At 61.7% G+C, this 18,594-nt stretch carries 16 protein-coding genes and 1 pseudogene; 10 read left to right on the top strand and 7 right to left on the bottom strand.

Features of this window, described 5'->3' with window-relative positions:
• The first annotated feature begins 24 nt into the window (after window positions 1-24).
• From CAG25_RS18060 to CAG25_RS18030, 7 genes are all read left to right on the top strand, one after another.
• Window positions 25-486: an N-acetyltransferase gene (locus CAG25_RS18060; RefSeq protein WP_042610602.1), complete on the top strand. Its 462-nt coding sequence runs from the start codon at window positions 25-27 to the stop codon at window positions 484-486.
• Between the two features lie 227 nt (window positions 487-713).
• On the top strand, window positions 714-1,364 hold the full coding sequence (locus CAG25_RS18055) for a DedA family protein (RefSeq protein ID WP_011336118.1): 651 nt from the start codon (window positions 714-716) through the stop codon (window positions 1,362-1,364).
• A gap of 4 nt (window positions 1,365-1,368) precedes the next feature.
• Window positions 1,369-2,181: a zinc-dependent peptidase gene (locus CAG25_RS18050; RefSeq protein WP_085612536.1), complete on the top strand. Its 813-nt coding sequence runs from the start codon at window positions 1,369-1,371 to the stop codon at window positions 2,179-2,181.
• Between the two features lie 114 nt (window positions 2,182-2,295).
• Complete coding sequence (gene ppa, locus CAG25_RS18045) at window positions 2,296-2,823, top strand: inorganic diphosphatase (RefSeq protein ID WP_007933577.1); 528 nt, start codon at window positions 2,296-2,298, stop codon at window positions 2,821-2,823.
• A gap of 220 nt (window positions 2,824-3,043) precedes the next feature.
• A complete protein-coding gene (locus CAG25_RS18040; RefSeq protein ID WP_085612535.1) occupies window positions 3,044-3,784 on the top strand; it encodes a helix-turn-helix transcriptional regulator in 741 nt (246 codons plus the stop codon).
• Window positions 3,785-4,193: 409 nt separating this feature from the next.
• Complete coding sequence (locus CAG25_RS18035; RefSeq protein WP_085608779.1) at window positions 4,194-4,433, top strand: type II toxin-antitoxin system RelB/DinJ family antitoxin; 240 nt, start codon at window positions 4,194-4,196, stop codon at window positions 4,431-4,433.
• Window positions 4,423-4,719, top strand: coding sequence for a type II toxin-antitoxin system RelE/ParE family toxin (locus CAG25_RS18030; RefSeq protein WP_085612534.1), 297 nt, complete (start codon window positions 4,423-4,425; stop codon window positions 4,717-4,719). Before CAG25_RS18035 ends, CAG25_RS18030 begins: the two co-directional genes overlap by 11 nt.
• A 61-nt stretch (window positions 4,720-4,780) precedes the next feature.
• Here CAG25_RS18030 and CAG25_RS18025 read toward each other — a convergent pair whose 3' ends face one another.
• Genes CAG25_RS18025 through CAG25_RS18000 form a run of 6 tightly spaced genes read right to left on the bottom strand, consistent with a single transcriptional unit; the run spans window position 4,781 to window position 14,954 of the window.
• Window positions 4,781-5,593, bottom strand: a complete 813-nt coding sequence (locus CAG25_RS18025; protein ID WP_085612533.1) for a YfaP family protein — start codon at window positions 5,591-5,593, stop codon at window positions 4,781-4,783.
• Window positions 5,594-5,596: 3 nt separating this feature from the next.
• Window positions 5,597-7,216 carry a DUF2300 domain-containing protein gene (locus CAG25_RS18020; protein WP_085612532.1) on the bottom strand — a complete coding sequence of 540 codons (1,620 nt, stop codon included), beginning with the start codon at window positions 7,214-7,216 and terminating at the stop codon, window positions 5,597-5,599.
• A 1-nt stretch (window position 7,217) separates the two neighbouring features.
• Window positions 7,218-11,783 (bottom strand): alpha-2-macroglobulin, encoded by a 4,566-nt coding sequence (locus CAG25_RS18015; RefSeq protein WP_085612531.1) that lies wholly within the window; start codon window positions 11,781-11,783, stop codon window positions 7,218-7,220.
• The gene (locus CAG25_RS18010) at window positions 11,780-12,445 is read right to left on the bottom strand and encodes a DUF1175 domain-containing protein (protein ID WP_085612530.1); all 666 of its coding nucleotides are present in this window, start codon (window positions 12,443-12,445) and stop codon (window positions 11,780-11,782) included. The genes CAG25_RS18015 and CAG25_RS18010 overlap by 4 nt, the downstream gene beginning before the upstream one ends.
• The gene (locus CAG25_RS18005) at window positions 12,415-14,127 is read right to left on the bottom strand and encodes a DUF2138 domain-containing protein (protein ID WP_085612529.1); all 1,713 of its coding nucleotides are present in this window, start codon (window positions 14,125-14,127) and stop codon (window positions 12,415-12,417) included. Before CAG25_RS18005 ends, CAG25_RS18010 begins: the two co-directional genes overlap by 31 nt.
• Window positions 14,128-14,162: 35 nt before the next feature.
• Window positions 14,163-14,954 (bottom strand): YfaP family protein, encoded by a 792-nt coding sequence (locus CAG25_RS18000; RefSeq protein ID WP_085612528.1) that lies wholly within the window; start codon window positions 14,952-14,954, stop codon window positions 14,163-14,165.
• Between the two features lie 363 nt (window positions 14,955-15,317).
• On the opposite strand from CAG25_RS18000, the gene CAG25_RS17995 reads away from it, so the two are divergent.
• The 3 genes from CAG25_RS17995 to dxs all read left to right on the top strand — a co-directional run bounded on the left by CAG25_RS17995 (window position 15,318) and on the right by dxs (window position 18,434).
• Window positions 15,318-15,560: an exodeoxyribonuclease VII small subunit gene (locus CAG25_RS17995; RefSeq protein WP_007894317.1), complete on the top strand. Its 243-nt coding sequence runs from the start codon at window positions 15,318-15,320 to the stop codon at window positions 15,558-15,560.
• On the top strand, window positions 15,557-16,444 hold the full coding sequence (ispA, locus tag CAG25_RS17990) for a (2E,6E)-farnesyl diphosphate synthase (RefSeq protein ID WP_085612527.1): 888 nt from the start codon (window positions 15,557-15,559) through the stop codon (window positions 16,442-16,444). Before CAG25_RS17995 ends, ispA begins: the two co-directional genes overlap by 4 nt.
• A 91-nt stretch (window positions 16,445-16,535) precedes the next feature.
• Window positions 16,536-18,434 carry a 1-deoxy-D-xylulose-5-phosphate synthase gene (gene dxs / locus CAG25_RS17985; RefSeq protein WP_085612526.1) on the top strand — a complete coding sequence of 633 codons (1,899 nt, stop codon included), beginning with the start codon at window positions 16,536-16,538 and terminating at the stop codon, window positions 18,432-18,434.
• 36 nt (window positions 18,435-18,470) lie between these two features.
• Here dxs and CAG25_RS28885 read toward each other — a convergent pair.
• Window positions 18,471-18,594, bottom strand: a pseudogene (locus CAG25_RS28885) (IS110 family transposase); the annotation flags it as partial.

Below are 18,594 nucleotides of genomic sequence, written 5' to 3'. Positions count from 1 at the left end.
GCCACTTGAAGGACGAGACCTACCATGCGGATTATCCAAGCGACCCTCGAACACCTGGATTTGCTGACCCCGTTGTTCGTTAAGTACCGCGAGTTCTACGGCTCCCTGCCCTATCCGGACTCGTCCCGGGCCTTTCTCGAAAAGCGCCTGCGACGCAAGGAATCGGTGATCTACCTGGCCCTGGCCGATGACGACGACAGGAAGCTCATGGGCTTCTGCCAGCTCTACCCGAGCTTTTCCTCCCTGTCGCTCAAGCGCGTGTGGATCCTCAACGACATCTACGTCGCCGAAGACGCCCGCCGCCAGTTGGTAGCCGACAACCTGATCCGCACCGCCAAGAAAATGGCCAAGGAAACCCAGGCCGTGCGCATGCGCGTCTCCACCAGCGCCGACAACGAAGTGGCGCAGAAAACCTATGAATCCATCGGGTTCAAGGAAGACACCGAGTTCAAGAACTACGTGCTGCCGATCAGCGACGAGCTCTGATCGCCGAGTGTCCTGCGGGGAGGGAGCCGACTCCCTCCCCAAAATGAATGCCAACCCGACATTTATTCACACCGACATCCCCCGCTACAAAACCAAGGCGCTTTTCACCCCTCAGCCCGTATAATCCCGATCTTTCCGGCTTGTAAGAAAAACTACACCCGCTTGTAGGCTTACACGAAGTCATCCGCACAGGTCTGCCGAGTCAGACCGTCACCACAGGTGCCTCCATGGATTTCAACCCGCTCGACCTTATCCTGCATCTCGATGTTTACCTCGACCTGCTGGTGAATAATTACGGGCCATGGATCTACGCCATCCTGTTTCTGGTGATCTTCTGCGAGACCGGTCTGGTGGTGATGCCATTCCTGCCGGGTGATTCCCTGCTGTTCATCGCCGGCGCAGTGGCTGCGGGCGGCGGTATGGACCCGGTATTGCTGGCGGGCTTGCTGATGCTCGCGGCGATTCTCGGCGACAGTACCAACTACGTGATCGGGCGAACGGCGGGTGAAAAGCTGTTCAGCAATCCGAACTCGAAAATCTTCCGCCGCGACTACCTGCAACAGACCCACGATTTCTACGACAAGCACGGCGGCAAAACCGTGACCCTGGCGCGCTTCCTGCCAATCATCCGCACCTTTGCACCGTTCGTCGCCGGTGTCGCGAAGATGCCTTACCCGCGTTTCTTCGGCTTCAGCGTGTTCGGCACCGTTCTGTGGGTTGGCGGTCTGGTGACGCTGGGCTACTTCTTCGGCAACGTGCCGTTCATCAAGAAGAACCTGTCGCTGCTGGTGGTCGGCATCATCCTGCTGTCGCTGATTCCGATGATCATCGGCGTGGTTCGCAGCCGTTTCGGCGGCACCAAAGCCCAATCGCACTAAGCCGATGTGGTCGCTGAGCGCCTGGCGCCGCCGGCGCATTCTGGCCAGGCACCCGATTGCCGACGAACTGTGGCAGCGGGTGCGCCATCACCTGAGTTTTCTCGATGGCATCACGCCCGCTGAAGACCAGTGGCTGCGTGAAGCCAGCGTGCTGTTCCTCGAAGACAAACACCTGACCGCCCTGCCCGGCGTCGAGCTGCACCAGGAACAGCGTCTGCTGCTCGCCGCCCAGGCGCAATTGCCGCTTTTGCATCTCGGCGATCTGAACTGGTATCAGGGTTTCCACGAAATCGTCCTCTACCCCGACGACTTCCTCAGCCCCCAGCGCCATCGAGATGCCAGCGGCGTCGAGCATGAGTGGGACGGCGAACACAGCGGCGAAGCGTGGCAACAAGGGCCGATCATCCTCGCCTGGCCCGGCGTGATGGCCAGCGGTGGCTGGGAAGGCTACAACCTGGTGATTCACGAACTGGCGCACAAGCTCGACATGCTCAACGGTGACGCCAACGGCCTGCCCCCGCTGCATGCCGACATGCGAGTGAAAGACTGGGCCGAAGTGATGCAGGCAGCGTACGACGACCTCAATCGCCAGCTCGACCGCCATCCCGACGCCGAAACCGCCATCGACCCCTATGCCGCCGAGAACCCGGCCGAGTTCTTCGCCGTCACCAGTGAGTACTTCTTCAGCGCTCCGGACTTGTTGCACGAGGCTTACCCACAGGTGTATGCGCAGCTGCGGCTTTTCTATCGCCAGGATCCGTTGACCCGCCTGAAGCAACTTCAGGCCAGCGACCCGGTCTATCAGGCTCACGAGTAAAGGTCTGCACGACTTCCGGTACATGGCGTCCACGGCAGAATATGCCTATAATCGCCGCCACTTTTTGGTCAATCCGGCCAAGTGTTTTTGGTCAACTAACGGGGGCAAAGCCCAATGAGCTACAGCAAGATTCCGGCTGGCAAAGACCTGCCGAACGACATCTACGTCGCGATCGAGATCCCGGCCAACCACGCGCCGATCAAATACGAAATCGACAAAGACAGCGATTGCCTGTTCGTTGACCGTTTCATGGCCACCCCGATGTTCTACCCGGCCAACTACGGTTACATCCCGAACACCCTGGCTGACGACGGTGATCCCCTCGATGTGCTGGTCGTGACCCCTTACCCGGTTGCTCCAGGTTCGGTGATCCGCGCGCGTCCAGTCGGCATCCTGAACATGACCGACGACGGCGGCGGCGATGCCAAAGTCATCGCCGTTCCACACGACAAGCTGTCCCAGCTGTACGTGGACGTGAAGGAATACACCGACCTGCCAGCCCTGCTGATCCAGCAGATCGAGCACTTCTTCGCGAACTACAAGGATCTCGAAAAAGGCAAATGGGTGAAAATCGAAGGCTGGGACGGCGCTGACGCTGCCCGCGCCGCGATCACCAAGTCGGTTGCTGCCTACAAAGGCTAAGCCTCGCGACCTGCGAACGCTTGAAGAAAACCCCGGTTGATCCGGGGTTTTTTGTGCCTGCCTGATAAGTGCTTAAACGACTTGTTTATAGCGGCCTACAGAAAAGTTTTAGTGTGTGTAATTTCCCACAAGGGCGTCTTACATCCCGTCGCAAAATTTGCCCTGATTTTGAACGCAAGGTTTATTCAAACCGCTCTAGGCCGGTCGTAGACTCGTGTTTATGAGAAAGAACACTAGCGGTCCAAGATTCAAGGCACTCCTGGAAGCTGCGAACATCACCACCACGGGATTCGCAAAGTTCTGGGGCACGGAAGCCCAAAACGTTCATAACTGGTACACCCGGGGCGTACCCGCGTACCGCATGGAAGAAGTTGCGCGCCTGCTGTCCGTCAACAGCCAATGGCTGAAGACCGGCGAAGGCCCGAAAGACGCCCCGCACCTGCATACGGACTCGGGCGACATCCTCGATGCCCATGCCATTCGAGGCGTCTACACGGTGCTCGAAACCAACGACATCGAACTGCCGCTCTACAAGGAAGCCCCGACTGCCCCTGGTTCCGACAAGACCCACGTCATCAAGGACCCGGACCAAACCATACGCCTTCCCCGCAGCCACCTCGAAGCCCTGGAAATTCGTCACACCGATGCCATCTGCACCCACATGATCGGCAACAGCATGGCCGAGAAAATCGAAGACGGCTCAACCCTCGCCATCGACCGCGGCCTCACCCAGGTGGTGGACGGCGAAATCTACGCCATCGAACACGACGGCATGCTGCGCATCAAATACCTGCACCGCATGCCCGGCAACGCCCTGCGCCTGCGCAGCCACAACAGCGCCGAATACCCGGACGAGATCTTCCGGGCCTCACAGATCGAAGAGCAGAGGATTCATGTGTTGGGATGGGTGTTCTGGTGGTCGACGCTGGGCAAGCGGCGGCCGGTGGTGCCGTTTCTCTGATCCTGCTTCTGTCGTGAGGGGCAACCGGCCCGGATAGTCGGTACAAATACGGGATTTTTCATGGATAGAACGCTCTATCCCGCACTTCGCACTGGGAATCCCCAACAAAACTCAGTATCCTGCGCCCCACATTCGCGCATCGACCCGCCAAGCGGCCCAGATGACGCCTGACGCGGCAGACCACTGTCTGACCAAGTCCCACAGCCGGACGCAAGATCCGGATGTACGTTTTGAAGGCTGGCGCGGTTTACCAAAAATAAACCAAGCCAGTCCCCGAGAAGCCGGCCACAAGCCGGCTTTTTAATGCCTGCCAAAAGCCAATGCCTACCGTCCGAATTCAGAATCGCCGCTTGCCGGATACCAAACGCGCTTGTACCGTAAAGACAAACGTCATTACAGGTAATCCATCATGGCATCCATCAACATTCGTATCGACGACGAACTGAAAAAACGCGCCTTCGCAGAGCTGGAAAAGCTCGGGCTTTCGCCCTCAGAGCTTCTGCGCCAAACGCTTCAATACGTCGCGGACCGGGGCAAATTGCCGTTCAAAGCGGCATTGCTCAGTGAAGAGGATGAAGCGCTTATCGCCGTGGTCACTGAACGTCTTGCCGCTCCTCAGCGAGTCAAGGTAAGTCTGGATGACCTATAACCTTGAGTTTGATCGTCGTGCATTGAAGGAATGGAACAAGCTGGGCGATACAATTCGCGAGCAGTTCAAAAAGAAACTCTCCGAAGTTCTCGAAAATCCTCGCATAGAAGCCAACAGGCTTCGCGAGCTGCCAGATTGCTACAAGGTGAAGCTGAAAAGCGCTGGATATCGCCTGATTTATCAGGTGATTGATCTCGAAATTGTGGTGTTCGTAGTCGCTATCGGAAAGAGAGAGCGAGAGGCGGCTTATGACGCTGCACAGGATCGATTGTCGTCCCAACCCTGAGCCAGTTAATCATCAGGATCGATTCTGAAATTGGGGCAGCAACCTGCTGCCCCAATTACCGTCACGGATAACTGAACGACTTCACCAGCGTCAACTCCCCCACCGCCCGCATCGGCACCAGGAACGTCTCCATCTTCTCGCTAGGCGTCCCCTCTTCTGTAATCACCGTTACCTGCGCGGTCGTCAATGGCTGCACCGCCTCTTCCCCACCCTCGTCACCCCCGCGATACCCACCGCCAAAATAGTTCACATACACCAGATACTGCCCCTTGATCGGCGCCGGCATGGCGAAAATTTCCGGGCCGTAACCGGTGGTCACGTCAACGTCCAAAGCCGCGCCGTTGGGCGCGACGCGGTCGCCGTACCAGATATGCGCGCCGTCGGGTGTGATCAGGTGCAAATCGAGGTCGGTGCCGTCACTGTCCCACGCCAACAACACCCGCAGTTTCGCCGGAGTAGCGCCGCCGCTGGTGTTGAGGAACTGCGTGCGATGCCGTTGCTGGCCGTCGGGGCTGAGGACTTCGACGCTGTTGCTGCCGTTGGGGAAGGAGAACGGGCGGTCGAAGCGGCCGCTGTCGTCGATTTTCAGCGGCATGCTGACGCCGTTGACGATCAGGCGGCCGGGCTCTTTGTTTTTCGGTGTGGCTTTGATTTCGCCGCTGATGCGGGCGGTGTTGGCCTGGCCGATCGGGGTATTCACCGAGGAGGCCGGGTAGTTGACGGTCTGGCGGAAACTTTCGCCCTCGCCTTCGGGGGCGCCACTGCGCCAGCCGCCGACCGGGGTGTCGAGTTTGACGCTGTCGGCGGACATCGCCATCGGCAATGCATTGAGCGCGCAGAGCAACAGCAAGACCTGTGGATAACGGAATGTCATGGTCTATTCCAGCAAAAGGTGACGGGCGAGCCCTTCGATATAGGTTTCATCCTGGCCGTTGGGGTGTGCTTCAAAGGCCAGGTGCAGGTATTCGTGAGTCAGGTCGAGCCGATCCTGCAAGGACAGCACGCCGCGCACGTAGATGCGCTGGCGTTCGCGGTCGACGAAGGGGCGGCCGAAGGCGAGTTTGCAGACGGCGAACGTGCTGACTTCGTTGTAACCGGTTTCGCTTTCAAGCGTCGGACGCCAGCCGCGACGTTGCTTTTGCAGCCAGTCTTGTGCGGCGGGCAGCGCTTCACAGGACGCCACCGGGTTGTCCCAGCGACTGAGGCTCGCGCGCGGATAGGCGTGCAGCAAAATAGCGTCGTAACGCTGGCCGGCATTGGTTTGCTCGACGGCTTGCTGCCAGGCGAGTTTGTCGGGGCCGGGTTGATCGGAGTGATAGGTGACGGTGCTGCCGGCCAATACCAGGTCCGCCGTCCAAGCGGCGATGTTGCGAGATTCGGCGGAGGCCGGACGCGGTGCAACACGCTGGCGAATGCTGCTGTCGTCGATGCTCAAACATTCGCCATTGCGCGTGGCGTTTTGCAGCAGATACGTGCGGATCGCCACGGCTAACGCTTTCGCGGCTTCGGCCGGTTCAGGTTTGGCTTCACGCTCCAGCACACGGGCGACGTACTCTTCGCGATCCAGCCGAGCCACAAGCTTGTCGTTGAGCAGAAACAGCTCGCCGTCGCTGTGGATATCCAGCGCATTACCATTGGCGAATTCGACGCGGTAATCGCCCTGCAACGGGCCGGAGCTCACCACTCGATCACCGGCCAGAACCCGCGAAACCGGATAACGCGAGAACAGCCCGACCTCAACACAACGCCCCGCTTCCGCCGGCCATGATGCGGGCAACACCGTCGCTAACGCCGAACCATAATGCCGCAAAACCATCTGACTGGTGCCCCTGCCACCGGCCCAGATCGGCGAGCCATCCGCCGTCCACCCAGCGAACCCGCCCTGACGTGATTGCGGATCCTGATCGCCGAGCCAGCTCCAGGTTTTCACCCGCAAGCGCCCACCGAGTTCGCCGACGACATTGCCGTCCGCCGCGTTCAGCACCACGTCGAGCAGCACACGGCGCATCTGCTCCTGAGCCGGCAGCAAAACCAGAACCTTCAGCAAGTCAGCCACGGAAACCCGAGTAGCCGGTTGCACCGATGGCAAATCCAACAACCACGACGGCGCCTGTCGGGCTTGCCAATAGGTTCTCCAATCGCCAGCGGTTATGCCCAACCGCGCCGGCTCGAAATACAGCCCGCAGGATTTCACCAGCGCCTGATCACGCTCGATCTTCCCGCCCGCCGTGCAGCAATAAACCTCTTCCTTCGACTGCCCACGACATTCATAAGCCGGTTCCCGCGCACCGGTATCCACCAGCCACGCATAAACGAACACCTTCCACAGACTGCCCAGCGGTGTCTCCAGCGAAGAAGGCAACGGCTCGCGAGCGGTCAGTTGAGTGGTATTCAGCGACAGCAACTCACCCTTGTAGGCCACGCGCAACGGCTCATCCTGCGCCGTCGCCAGCGCAGGAATCACACACATCAGCAGCCAGACCAGCGGCCGGGTCATGTCAGTTGACCGTGACCTGACCAAGGGCCGCTTTCGCTTCGCGGGCCTGATGCTGCGGCGCGTAGACCTGAGTGAAGCGCACCGGCGGCAGGTTGAACTGGCCCTTCTGCGAGAACCGCACCAGATGCCGCAGGCGCAATTCACCGCTCAACGCATCCACCGGCACCGCGTAGGCCAGTTGGCCCGGCTCGAAACGCGCCTTCTCCAGCGCGGTCGGTTCGGTGCCGTCCTTGCCCTGCAACTTGATGCCCCACGTGGTGCGCTCAACATCCGCACCCGGCGGCAGCGGCACTTCGAGCATGCCGTAGCGCAACGGTTTTGGTGCTTTGCTGGTGAGGATCACCTCGTCCAGATACAGGCTGTCGCTGGACAGCGGTTTAGTGCCGACCGGCTCCAGTTTGAAGGTGAAGGCTTCGTCACCCGGCACCAGACGCGACAGGCGACGAGTGATGGTCACCGCCATCGGATCGACCGCCGGTTGCTGGGTCTGGTAACTCAGCGCGGCACGCAATGGACGCTCCTGAGTGCCCGATACCGACAACACGCTCGGCACCGGCGCAACACCCTGCCACGTCCAGTACATCTCGCCGGTCGTGCCGTAGTTTTTCTTCCAGCCTTCGCCCGGGGTCAGCGCGATGGTCGGCGAGGCCTGGGCGATGCTGCGTTGCAGCCAGGTCAGCGCCAGCGCACGTTCAAGGGTCGATTGCTGCGGCAACAGCCGTTGCAACAACGCCGTCGCACGAGCCTGATCGAACGGTTGCAGCGACAGGTTCAGCGCTTCGGCAAACGGCTGCGAACTGACCGACAAGCGCTGTTGCGCAGCGCCCAACTGACGATTGAACGCATCCGGCAAAGCGACTTTCGACTGCGTGGCCAACGATGCGGTCAAGACCCGCGCCGCCGCCAGACCGAGCGCCGAATCCGGATCGCCCATCACCAGACTGTCTTCGCCGTCGTCCATCAGCGTTTCGGCATTGCCTTCCCCGGCCTTGGCCAGATCCTCCATCAAACCGCTGAGCAGCGTGTTGACCGGCAGATGCATCTGCTTGGCGAAGGACAGAATCAACGCCCGTTGCAGCAACGGTGTATTCGGCGCCTGCTTGGCGTAAACCTCCAGCACCCGCTGCCAGTGCTCCGGCGGTAGGCTCAGGTCCAGCACCTGGCTGGCGTTCCAGTCAGCGTAATAGGCGTAAGCGGTGAGGAACGCATCCGGTTCACCGTCGAAACCCCACCAGGTGAAGCTCGCCGACGGCCCGGCCATTTGCACCAGGCGCAGACGGCTGTTCTGCATGATCAGGCGCAAGCGGTCGCGGATCTGCGGGCTCGACGCCAGCGACGGATAGGCGATGCTCAGCGGCAGCAAGCGGCTGGCGGTCTGTTCGACGCCGCCGTACGGATAACTGAGCAGATCGTCGAGGGCCGAACGGAACAGCGCTTGCGGGCTGTCATCCAGACGCAGGCGAATGTCGGTGGCGTCCGCCGGCAGGCTCAGCGGCGTGTCACCGCTGGCCACGTCGAGGCTCTGGGTCTGCGTCACTTGCCAGCCTTCGCCGGTCGCGGTCAGGCGCACCGCGAGGGCGTCGGCGGTTTTGCCGTCCTGCACCAGTTCGGCGGTCCATTCGCCGGTGGCCAGTGCGAAGGCCGGCAGCGGCAGGTAGTTGATGCCGTTGTTGAGGGTCACCGGCAGACGTTGTTCGGCGCCGGCGTAGTGCGTCACCAGTTCAGCCTTGACCGGTTTCTCGGCTTGGCTGAAGACGAACACACCGAGTTGCGGCTGATCGCCCTTGCGGAATTTGCTCGGCCCGCTCCACTTCAGGTACAGCGGTTTTTCCGAACGGACGAACTGCTTCTTCTGCCCGACCTGACCGTCATCGGCAATCGCTCGCGCGGTGATGCGCCAGCGGGTCAGCGAGTCCGGCATCTTGAAGGTGAAGCGGGTCTTGCCGTCGGCGTCGGTCAGCAATTCCGGCTGCCACGCAGCGGTGTCGACGTCTTCGCGACGCGGCCGCTCCAGCACTTTCACCCCGCGCTCGCTGCGGTTGGCCTTGCCCGGTGCGCCAGGGCTGCCCGGCAACGCCACGTCGTAGCTGATGAACGACAGGCTGGCGCTGGTGCGCACGTTGTTGCGGCGCGGGTGGTAGAAGAACTGGTCGATGGTCGGCGCGACTTCCGGTTGCAACGCATAGACCATTTCATCAACCACGCTGACCGTCAGGTGCGCCGGCACAGCCTTGCCGGCGAACTGCGTGGTCAGGTCGACCGTCACGGTATCGCCCGGCTGATAGGTCTCTTTGTCAGTCTTGATCGCCACGTCGATCTGCGGCGCAACAACCTTGATCCCGGCGTTCTGGAAGCTGTACTGACCGCCCTTGGTGTAGAGCACGGAGAACGTCAGGTTCGGCGCGAAATTGTCCTTCACCGGAATGCGTGCGCGGTATTGGGTGTCGCTGAGTTTTTCCAGTTTCAGCCAGTCGCCGCCCTTGGCCAACAGCGCGGTGGCTTCGACCTTGTCGCGCTCCAGCGACAGCAGTGCATCGCTGACTGGTTCGGGGAACGTGATCAGCGCCAGCGCTTCGTCGCCGGCCTTGTACTCGGGTTTGTCGAGGACGATTTCCACGGTGCCCGGCACAGCCTTGACGCCGTCGCCGGTGACCGAATGACCGGTCGCGCCAAGCACTCGGCCGTGCTGATCTTTCAGCGACAGGTTGTAGGTGCCCGGGCGATCAAAAGCCACGCTGAAGCCTTTGTCTTTCGCCGCCAGTTTGCCTTCGCCGGTGGTCTGGTCTTCGAGGCGAACCCAGCTGTAGCTGCTCGGCACAACGGCCTGCGCCTGTTGGCTGCCGCCCTCGTTGGCGAAGCTGAACGCGACCTTGTCACCGACCGCGCTGAAGCGCTGCGGCGCGCTCAGGCGGAAGCTGGCGGCGCCCCGGTCGATGAGGATTTCCTTAGTGGTCTTGACCCGATACGCCGCGCCATCGCTGGCGAACACGGTGAGCATGTAGCGGCTCGGTTTGTCGGCGGCTGGCAGGTCGAGGCTCGCATTGCCCTTGCTGTCGGTGGTCAGTTCGGTGCTGGTCAGTTCCACCGGGAATTGCCCGAGGTATTGCAGCTCGTTGTCGACCATCGACAGTTGCTGGGCGCGCAGGCTCAGGGTCAGTCTGGCGCTGGCCACCGGTTTGCCGTCCGGGTACAGCAGCACCAGGCTGCCCTTCACCGGTTCGCCGGTGCGGTAATCCTGCTTGGCCAGATTCAGCGAGATTTCGAAGTGCGGCTTGATGTACTCCGCCACCCGGAACGCGCTGCTGTAGGCCTGATCCTTGTAGTTGAAACGCAGCTCGTAACCACCGGCCACCGCGTTGTCCGGCAACTGGAAACGGCCCTGAGTACCGGCCTTGGAATCGAGTTTGAGATCGAGGCGCTGCAGCTCGGTGCCGGTCGCATCGAGCACGCTGACATTGACGTCCGCTGCACCCGGCAGCACCGAGTCCCGCGCATTCTTGAATTCGCGGCCAACGATTTTCAGCGACACCCAATCACCCGGGCGATACAGCGGCCGGTCGGTGAAAGCGTAGAGTTTGGTGTCGTAGATTTCGCTGTCGTAATAGAAGTTTTCCGAGACGAATACGCCGCCCTCTTCGTCCTCGCCGATCACGAACGAACGCTCGGGGCTGACGTGTTTCAGGCGCAGCAGACCATCGGTGTCGGTGGCGCCGCTGCTCATCACGCCGAGGCCGTCGGTCCACAGCACGTTGACCTTCGGCACCGAGCTGCCTTCGTGTTTGCGTGCGGCCCACACCAGCAATTCATCACCGGCAATCTTGCTCACCGCCACGGTGTTGGAAACGAACACCATGGTGGTCGCGCGGTACTTGCCGATCAGCGCTTCGACCAGATACAGACCCGGTTTCAGATTGCCCAACGGGATGTAGACGTTACCCGGCGCGACGCTGACGAACTCGCTGGAAGACCCGGCCAGATTGACGCCGGTCGGCGGCTGGATCGGTTTGGCCTGCCACAGCGGATAGCGGAACTGGCTGACCACCGGCAGGCCCGGAATCAGGGCGAACTGCGGTTGCGCGTCGTACGGCGTCGGCGCGGCGATGGCATTGCCCATCTTCAGCTCCGGCACTTCCTCGGTGACTTGCTGGCGCGACTCGTAAGAGAAGGCACGCTGCATCACCCGACGGGATTTGCGGTACCAGTTGTCCCACAGGTACGCCAGGGTGTTCGACAGGCCTTCGCCCTTGAACTGGCCGTCGCTGACCACGCGGTGCAGGTTCTTCTGGCGTTTGAGGAAGTCCAGCGGCTTGTCGATTTTGTACACGCGGATGTCGGCGCCGCCGTACGGTTCCATGCGGAATCGACGGTAGTCACGACCCGGCGCTTCGAGGCGCACCACTGCCTGTTCGTCGGCGGCGAAACTGCTGTCGGCCAGCAGGAAAAAGCTTTCACCGGACACCGGCGTGTAGCCGCTTGGCTCCACGGTGTCTTCGGCATTCACGGCCGAAAACGGCAGGGTCAACAGCAACAGAAAAGGCAGTAAACGCAGCATGCGGGCACCGGTCATTGGGAGAGAAAATTCAGTCGATAGACGCCGATGAAGTTGGGGTTGGCTGCGTCGGGTATCCATCGGGTGTCCTTCCATGTCATGAGTTGCTGCAGGCTTGCCGAACGCATGCCGTTGTCGGTTGGGGTGGTCGTACCGGTGTGATAGGCGATGTAGCGGCCCATCCAGATCATCAGGTGCTGGTCGTCGCCCTGATCGAAAAACATCAGATCGCCGGGGCGCGCCTGGGACACGTCGCGGCCGATCAGATGGCTGTTGAACTGAATCAGTTTGATCGCGTTGACGTAGGGCCCGACCTTGCCGCCGCCCTGTTGCCATTGCTGGGCGAGCTTGCGCTGGTCGGCGCTCAGGTCCAGCTCCGGCGGCAGGTAGCGATTGGACACGCCATTGCTGCGCAGCCATTTGTCGTCGTGGACTTTCAGCGCTTCGTTGGCGGCAAACCGCACCAGGCCGGCGCAATCCTGCTGATACCAGCGCGGGCTCGGGCCTTTGCTCAATTGTTCCTGGGCGATGCGCACGAACCAGGCGCGAAACACCTGAGACTGCTGCGGATCGAGGGCCGGAGCCTCAACGGCTCGGGCGCCGGCGCTGAGCAACAGCGCCAGCAAGCCGAGGCTGCGAATCAGTCTGGTCACAGCGCTTTCCACTCCAGCGGCAGCCATTGCCAGTGTCCGTCAGGCTCGCTGCCTTCCGGCAAAGTCAGGGCGTATTTGCCCATGCCGCCGAGGGTGCGCAGTTTCGGGATCAGGTAGGTTTGCGCGGCGTTGTAGAACACCGGCTCCATGTCCTGCGGCAGGCTGTCGAGGGTTTCCTGCCGGATCAGTTGCGCCATCGAATCCGGGCCGAAGTAGATCGGCATCAGCACGTCTTTCGGCAGTACGTCAGCCATCGGCGGGAAGCGTTTGTCGAGGGTGCCGAGGGCCTTGTCGACCAGTTTGTCGTCGAGGGAAAACAGCAGCGTCGAACCATGGCGCGCCAGGCTGACTTTCATGAACGCACGGCCGGTGATCGCGTCCGGATTCTCGGCTTCCTTGGCCGCGTACGAGCCGAAGTTAGAGCTGACCTGACGTTGCCAGCGATGGCTCTGGCCTTCCTGTTTCTCGACCACCGGGAACGCGTGCTCGTCGACCTTGCCTTCGTAGGCGCCGACCATCGAATCGAACAGCGTGCCGATATCCGCGTCGAGTTTGCCATTGTCTTCGTCGTTCAGGCTGGCCACTAGCAAGGGCGTGTACAGCCGCGAATCGGCGTACCAGCACAGGCCCGCCGCGCCAGCCACGTGCTCGGTGAGTTTCTGCGCCACCGCTTCTTCGGCGCCGAGTTTCACCAGCAACGGTTTTTGCGGCTCGGCCGCCACCGGCAAGGTCACGCAGGCGCTGGCGCCCAGCGGCATGGCTTGCCAGACCGGTTTGAAATCGAAGTCCGGCTGGTTTTCCAGCTCATCCATGGCCAGAAAGCTGTGCCAGCCCTTGTCGTCCATGTCGAAACGCAGGCCGGCGAAATTCGGGATGAAGCGCTGGTAACCCATGGCCAGGACGCTGGAATTGACCGACAGGCGCTGTTTGGTTTCAGGTGTTTTGGCCGTGAGCCCGAATGCTTCGGGGAACAGTTTTTCGCCGTTGAGCAGCGCCGCCAGCGCTTGCGGCGAGACGTGGCCGGATTCCTCCGAAGCACCACTTTCCGGGTCGTAGAATTTGGCCGGGTTGGACAGCACCACCAGTTTGTCGCCACGGGAGGCGAACAGCAGGGATTTGCCGGCGTTGTAGGTCAGCTGATACAGCGGCACTTCGTCGCCGCCGACTTTCAGGGTGCTGAGCACGCTCAGTTGCGAATCATCCAGCGCGACTTTCGCCAGCGGCTCCAGCACTTTGGCCAGCCCGCCGCGATCCATCACCAGCAGGAAATCCTTCAAGCGACCATCGGCGCCGCGCCACAACGCCACGTCTGCCGGTTGATCGAAGAGCTGCTCGATCAAGCTGTCCTGCAGCTTCAGGTCATGCTCGTAGATGATCCGCCGCAGACTGCCGATCAGCCCGAGGCGGTCGGCGTGGGTTTCGTAATAGAAGACGAAATCCTCGGTGAGCGTGGCCTTGAGGAACGGCACCGTCAGCAGGTCCTTGGGCAACTGGCTCAGGGAGCGGGTTTCCAGCAGCGCGTCCGGGCGGCTCAGGCCGAGCTTGTCGCTGGCCAGTTCCGCCGGTGGCGCCTTGGGTTTGTGCATCAGCCAGCCGAGCCCGCCCGCCACGCCGGCGACAAGGCACAGCCCGACCGCCAGTAACGGCCAGCGCCGGGAAGGTTTGCCGGCAGGTGTTACGGCGGCCGGTGCAGCAGTGTTATCGCTCATCTTTCCAGAACCCGAGTTCATCCGTGGCGGGATGCTTAATAGTTGAAAGTCTTGACCAGCAGCAGATCACCGATGGCCCGCAGGGGCACGATGAACGTTTCGCGTTTTTCGTCGACGGTGTTTTCGTTGAGCACCAGCGTGATCTGCGAGGTGATCACCTCGTTCTGGTTGCTGGTCTCCTCGAAGTTATAGCCGCCGTTACCGAAGTTGCCCCAATAGTTGACGTAAACCAGATAGGTGCCGTGCAGCGGCGCGGTCATGGTGAACATTTCCGGGCCGGGGCCGTCGACACCGTCCGGATCGAGGCCGCCGCCGTTGCTCATCGCCGGACGCGCCCAGAAGGCGTGCTGGCCGTCAGGCGTAATGACGTGCAGGTCGAGTTCGGCTTTAGGGTCGTCCCAACCGAGCACCACGCGGATCCGCGCCGGCGTGCGCAAATTGTTGGCTTCGTAGAATTGAACGCGCTTGAGCGGCTGGCCGTCGGCGCTGATCACTTCGACGCTGTTGGAGCCGGCGCCGAACGCATACGGCCGGGCGAAACGCCCATCGTCGTCGGTGTACAGATTCAGTGGATTGCCATTCACTGCCAGGCTGTGGGGCGGACGCAGATGCCCGATCGCCTTGAGCTGGCCCTGGATCATTGTGCGATTGCGCTGGATGCCGCGATCGATAGGCGGCGTGGGATAGGCGACTTGCGGGTTTTCCGTGCGATCAAGCAGCCCGTGATAGCGCCAGCCGCCAACAGGCTCTGACAGCTCCGCACTCGGCGCTGCCAGCAGCGCGGGCGCGCAGGCGAACCCGATCAGCAGCAAAAGAAGTGAATGCATGTGATGCCTCCTGCCATGCCTGACGAAACCTTGCACCCGATCCTCGGTACTTCACAGCGGTGAAAACTGCGTTTCGTCTGAAAGACCCGTGACTGTCGGGTCGTAGAAGGCGCGAAGGTTAGCGATTCGGCAGTTTTTTAACAATCGGATACATGTGGATTTGCGGTGGGAATCACGCACATTGACGGGGCGTGAGCCGAATAGCGGACTTATTCGGCTCACAAAATGAGCCGAATAACTTTCGGGCCAGACAAGACCGATATCGACACCATGATGAAACGGCCACAACACCCCGCTCATTTGCCCATACCCCCCCTATCTGCTAGTGTCGCGCCGGTTTAACGTCAACCGGAATTAGCCGCCATGGCCCGCAAAAAAGCTGCACTGGATTTCGAACAGTCCCTCGCCGACCTGCAAACGCTGGTGGAGCGTCTGGAGAACGGTGAATTGTCGCTGGAAGACTCGCTGACCGCTTTCGAGCAAGGCATCGGCCTGACCCGTGACTGCCAGGCGGCGCTGGCCCAGGCCGAGCAGAAGGTCCAGGTGTTGCTGGAGCGCGATGGCGAACTCGCCGAGGAACCCTTCGACGCGGATCAGCCAGAATGATTGCAGCGTATTCGGCCACCAGCCAGGCGCGGGTTAACGCGTCACTGGAAACCCTGTTCAACGCCCCGCTGCCAGAACTGGCGCGCCTTTATGAAGCCATGCGCTATAGCGTGATGAACGGCGGCAAACGCGTGCGTCCGCTGCTGGCGTACGCGGCGTGCGAAGCCCTCGGCGGCAAGGCCGAACAGGCCAACGGCGCGGCGTGTGCGGTTGAGCTGATCCACGCGTATTCGCTGGTACACGACGATTTGCCGGCGATGGACGACGACGATCTGCGTCGCGGCCAGCCGACCACTCACAAGAAATTTGACGAAGCTTGCGCGATCCTGGCCGGCGACGGCTTGCAGAGCCTGGCGTTCAGCGCCCTGCTCGACCCGCGCCTGAGCGACCTGAGCGCGGACATCCGCCTGCAACAGGTCACAGCGCTGGCGCACGCGGCAGGCCCGGCCGGCATGGTCGGCGGTCAGGCCATCGACCTCGGTTCGGTCGGCCTCAAGCTTGATCAGAAAGCCCTGGAACAGATGCACCGGCACAAGACCGGCGCGCTGATCGAAGTCAGCGTCAAACTCGGCGCCCTGGCCAGCGGCCGTGCCGAGAAGGATGAACTGAAGTCCCTGCAGACTTATGCACAGGCCATCGGTCTGGCATTCCAGGTGCAGGACGACATTCTCGACGTCGAAAGCGATACCGAAACCCTCGGCAAACGCCAGGGCGCCGACATTGCCCGTGACAAGCCAACTTACCCGGCCCTGCTCGGCCTCGACGCCGCCAAGGCTTACGCGCTGGAACTGCGCGATCAGGCCCTGCACGCGCTGCGACCGTTTGACGCGGCTGCCGAGCCGTTGCGCGATCTGGCCCGGTATATCGTCGACCGGCGCAACTGAAGGCTTATCTGCCAAAAAAGACCAACGCGTGGGCAGGGGGCGATGCATCAGGTAAACTGCCGCATCTTTTATACCTATAACGATTCGCCTGATGCCCACGACGTTTCATGAGATTCCCCGCAAGCGCCCGACCACGCCCCTGCTCGACCGCGCGAACACGCCGGACGGCCTGCGCCGGTTAGGCGAAGCCGAGCTGGAAACCCTGGCTGATGAGTTGCGCCTGGAATTGCTCTACACGGTCGGCCAGACCGGTGGGCATTTCGGTGCCGGCCTGGGCGTCATCGAGCTGACCATCGCGTTGCATTACGTCTTCGACACCCCGGACGACCGGCTGGTGTGGGACGTCGGTCATCAGGCCTATCCGCACAAGATCCTCACCGGTCGTCGCGAGCGCATGGAGTCTTTGCGCCAGAAGGACGGCATCGCCGCCTTCCCGCGCCGCTCCGAGAGCGAGTACGACACCTTTGGTGTCGGCCACTCCAGCACCTCGATCAGTGCCGCGCTGGGCATGGCCATCGCCGCCCGCCTGCAGAACAGTGATCGCAAGGCCATCGCGGTGATCGGCGACGGTGCACTGACCGCCGGCATGGCGTTCGAGGCGCTGAACCATGCGCCGGAAGTCGACGCCAACATGCTGGTGATCCTCAACGACAACGACATGTCGATCTCGCGCAACGTCGGCGGGCTGTCGAACTATCTGGCGAAGATCCTTTCCAGCCGCACTTACGCGAGCATGCGTGAGGGCAGCAAGAAAGTGCTGTCGCGCCTGCCCGGCGCCTGGGAAATCGCCCGCCGCACCGAAGAATACGCAAAAGGCATGCTGGTCCCCGGCACCCTGTTCGAAGAACTGGGCTGGAACTACATCGGCCCGATCGATGGCCACGACCTGCCGACCCTGATCGCCACCCTGCGCAACATGCGCGATCTGAAAGGCCCGCAGTTCCTGCACATCGTCACCAAGAAAGGCAAAGGCTTCGCCCCGGCGGAAGTCGACCCGATCGGTTACCACGCCATCACCAAACTCGAACCGCTGGACGCCCCGGCCGCTGCGCCGAAAAAGGCCGGCGGGCCGAAGTATTCCGGCGTGTTCGGTGAATGGCTGTGCGACATGGCCGCTGCCGACCCGCGCTTGGTGGGCATCACCCCGGCGATGAAGGAAGGCTCGGATCTGGTGGCGTTCAGCGAGCGTTTCCCGCTGCGCTACTTCGACGTGGCGATCGCCGAGCAACACGCCGTGACCCTCGCCGCCGGCATGGCTTGCGAAGGCGCGAAACCGGTAGTGGCGATCTACTCGACGTTCCTGCAACGCGGTTACGACCAGTTGGTGCATGACGTCGCGGTGCAGAACCTCGATGTGCTGTTCGCCATCGACCGCGCCGGTCTGGTGGGCGAAGACGGCCCGACCCACGCCGGCAGCTTCGACCTGTCATTCCTGCGCTGCATCCCGGGCATGGTCATCATGACCCCGAGCGATGAAAACGAACTGCGCAAGATGCTTACCACCGGCCACCTGTACAACGGCCCGGCGGCGGTGCGTTACCCGCGCGGCACCGGCCCGAACGCGACCATCGAAAAAGACCTCGAACCGATCGAGATCGGCAAGGGTGTGGTGCGTCGCCAAGGCAGCAAGGTCGCCTTGCTGGTGTTCGGCGTGCAAATGGCCGAAGCCCTGAAAGTGGCCGAGACGCTGGACGCGACCGTGGTCGACATGCGTTTCGTCAAGCCGATGGACGAAGCGCTGGTACGCGAGATCGCCAACAGCCACGATCTGCTGGTGACCATCGAAGAAAACGCGATCATGGGCGGCGCCGGTGGCGCGGTCAGTGAATTCCTCGCCCGCGAGAACATCCTCAAGTCGGTGCTGCACCTGGGCTTGCCGGACGTTTATGTCGAGCACGCCAAACCGGCGCAGATGCTGGCCGAATGCGGGCTGGATGAAGTGGGGATCGAAGCGGCGGTGCGTGAGCGCCTGGAGTTGCTCAGCCGCTAACTCGCTGGATACACGCAAAACCCCATGTGGGAGATTCTATGTTGCAGGGGAACCCTGCAACCTTAAATTCGGTTGGTATTCGCTCTGGTTTTTCATGAGGGCGAATGCCACCCGGCAAAGCTTGCGGGCGAGGATGACCAAGGCTTGGGTTCTGGCTAGA

This window comes from Pseudomonas sp. B16(2017) (genome assembly GCF_002113205.1).
GTDB classification, from domain to species: Bacteria; Pseudomonadota; Gammaproteobacteria; order Pseudomonadales; family Pseudomonadaceae; genus Aquipseudomonas; species Aquipseudomonas pharyngis.
This window is presented reverse-complemented; position numbering and strand designations above follow the sequence as displayed.

What these genes read in the sequence shown, in the direction of transcription:
- CAG25_RS18060 (WP_042610602.1), top strand. Translation starts at nt 25, where the DNA reads ATGCGGATTATCCAAGCGACCCTCGAACACCTGGATTTGCTGACCCCG.
- CAG25_RS18055 (WP_011336118.1), top strand. Translation starts at nt 714, where the DNA reads ATGGATTTCAACCCGCTCGACCTTATCCTGCATCTCGATGTTTACCTC.
- CAG25_RS18050 (WP_085612536.1), top strand. Translation starts at nt 1,369, where the DNA reads ATGTGGTCGCTGAGCGCCTGGCGCCGCCGGCGCATTCTGGCCAGGCAC.
- ppa (WP_007933577.1), top strand. Translation starts at nt 2,296, where the DNA reads ATGAGCTACAGCAAGATTCCGGCTGGCAAAGACCTGCCGAACGACATC.
- CAG25_RS18040 (WP_085612535.1), top strand. Translation starts at nt 3,044, where the DNA reads ATGAGAAAGAACACTAGCGGTCCAAGATTCAAGGCACTCCTGGAAGCT.
- CAG25_RS18035 (WP_085608779.1), top strand. Translation starts at nt 4,194, where the DNA reads ATGGCATCCATCAACATTCGTATCGACGACGAACTGAAAAAACGCGCC.
- CAG25_RS18030 (WP_085612534.1), top strand. Translation starts at nt 4,423, where the DNA reads ATGACCTATAACCTTGAGTTTGATCGTCGTGCATTGAAGGAATGGAAC.
- CAG25_RS18025 (WP_085612533.1), bottom strand. Translation starts at nt 5,593, where the DNA reads ATGACATTCCGTTATCCACAGGTCTTGCTGTTGCTCTGCGCGCTCAAT.
- CAG25_RS18020 (WP_085612532.1), bottom strand. Translation starts at nt 7,216, where the DNA reads ATGACCCGGCCGCTGGTCTGGCTGCTGATGTGTGTGATTCCTGCGCTG.
- CAG25_RS18015 (WP_085612531.1), bottom strand. Translation starts at nt 11,783, where the DNA reads ATGACCGGTGCCCGCATGCTGCGTTTACTGCCTTTTCTGTTGCTGTTG.
- CAG25_RS18010 (WP_085612530.1), bottom strand. Translation starts at nt 12,445, where the DNA reads ATGGCTGCCGCTGGAGTGGAAAGCGCTGTGACCAGACTGATTCGCAGC.
- CAG25_RS18005 (WP_085612529.1), bottom strand. Translation starts at nt 14,127, where the DNA reads ATGAGCGATAACACTGCTGCACCGGCCGCCGTAACACCTGCCGGCAAA.
- CAG25_RS18000 (WP_085612528.1), bottom strand. Translation starts at nt 14,954, where the DNA reads ATGCATTCACTTCTTTTGCTGCTGATCGGGTTCGCCTGCGCGCCCGCG.
- CAG25_RS17995 (WP_007894317.1), top strand. Translation starts at nt 15,318, where the DNA reads ATGGCCCGCAAAAAAGCTGCACTGGATTTCGAACAGTCCCTCGCCGAC.
- ispA (WP_085612527.1), top strand. Translation starts at nt 15,557, where the DNA reads ATGATTGCAGCGTATTCGGCCACCAGCCAGGCGCGGGTTAACGCGTCA.
- dxs (WP_085612526.1), top strand. Translation starts at nt 16,536, where the DNA reads ATGCCCACGACGTTTCATGAGATTCCCCGCAAGCGCCCGACCACGCCC.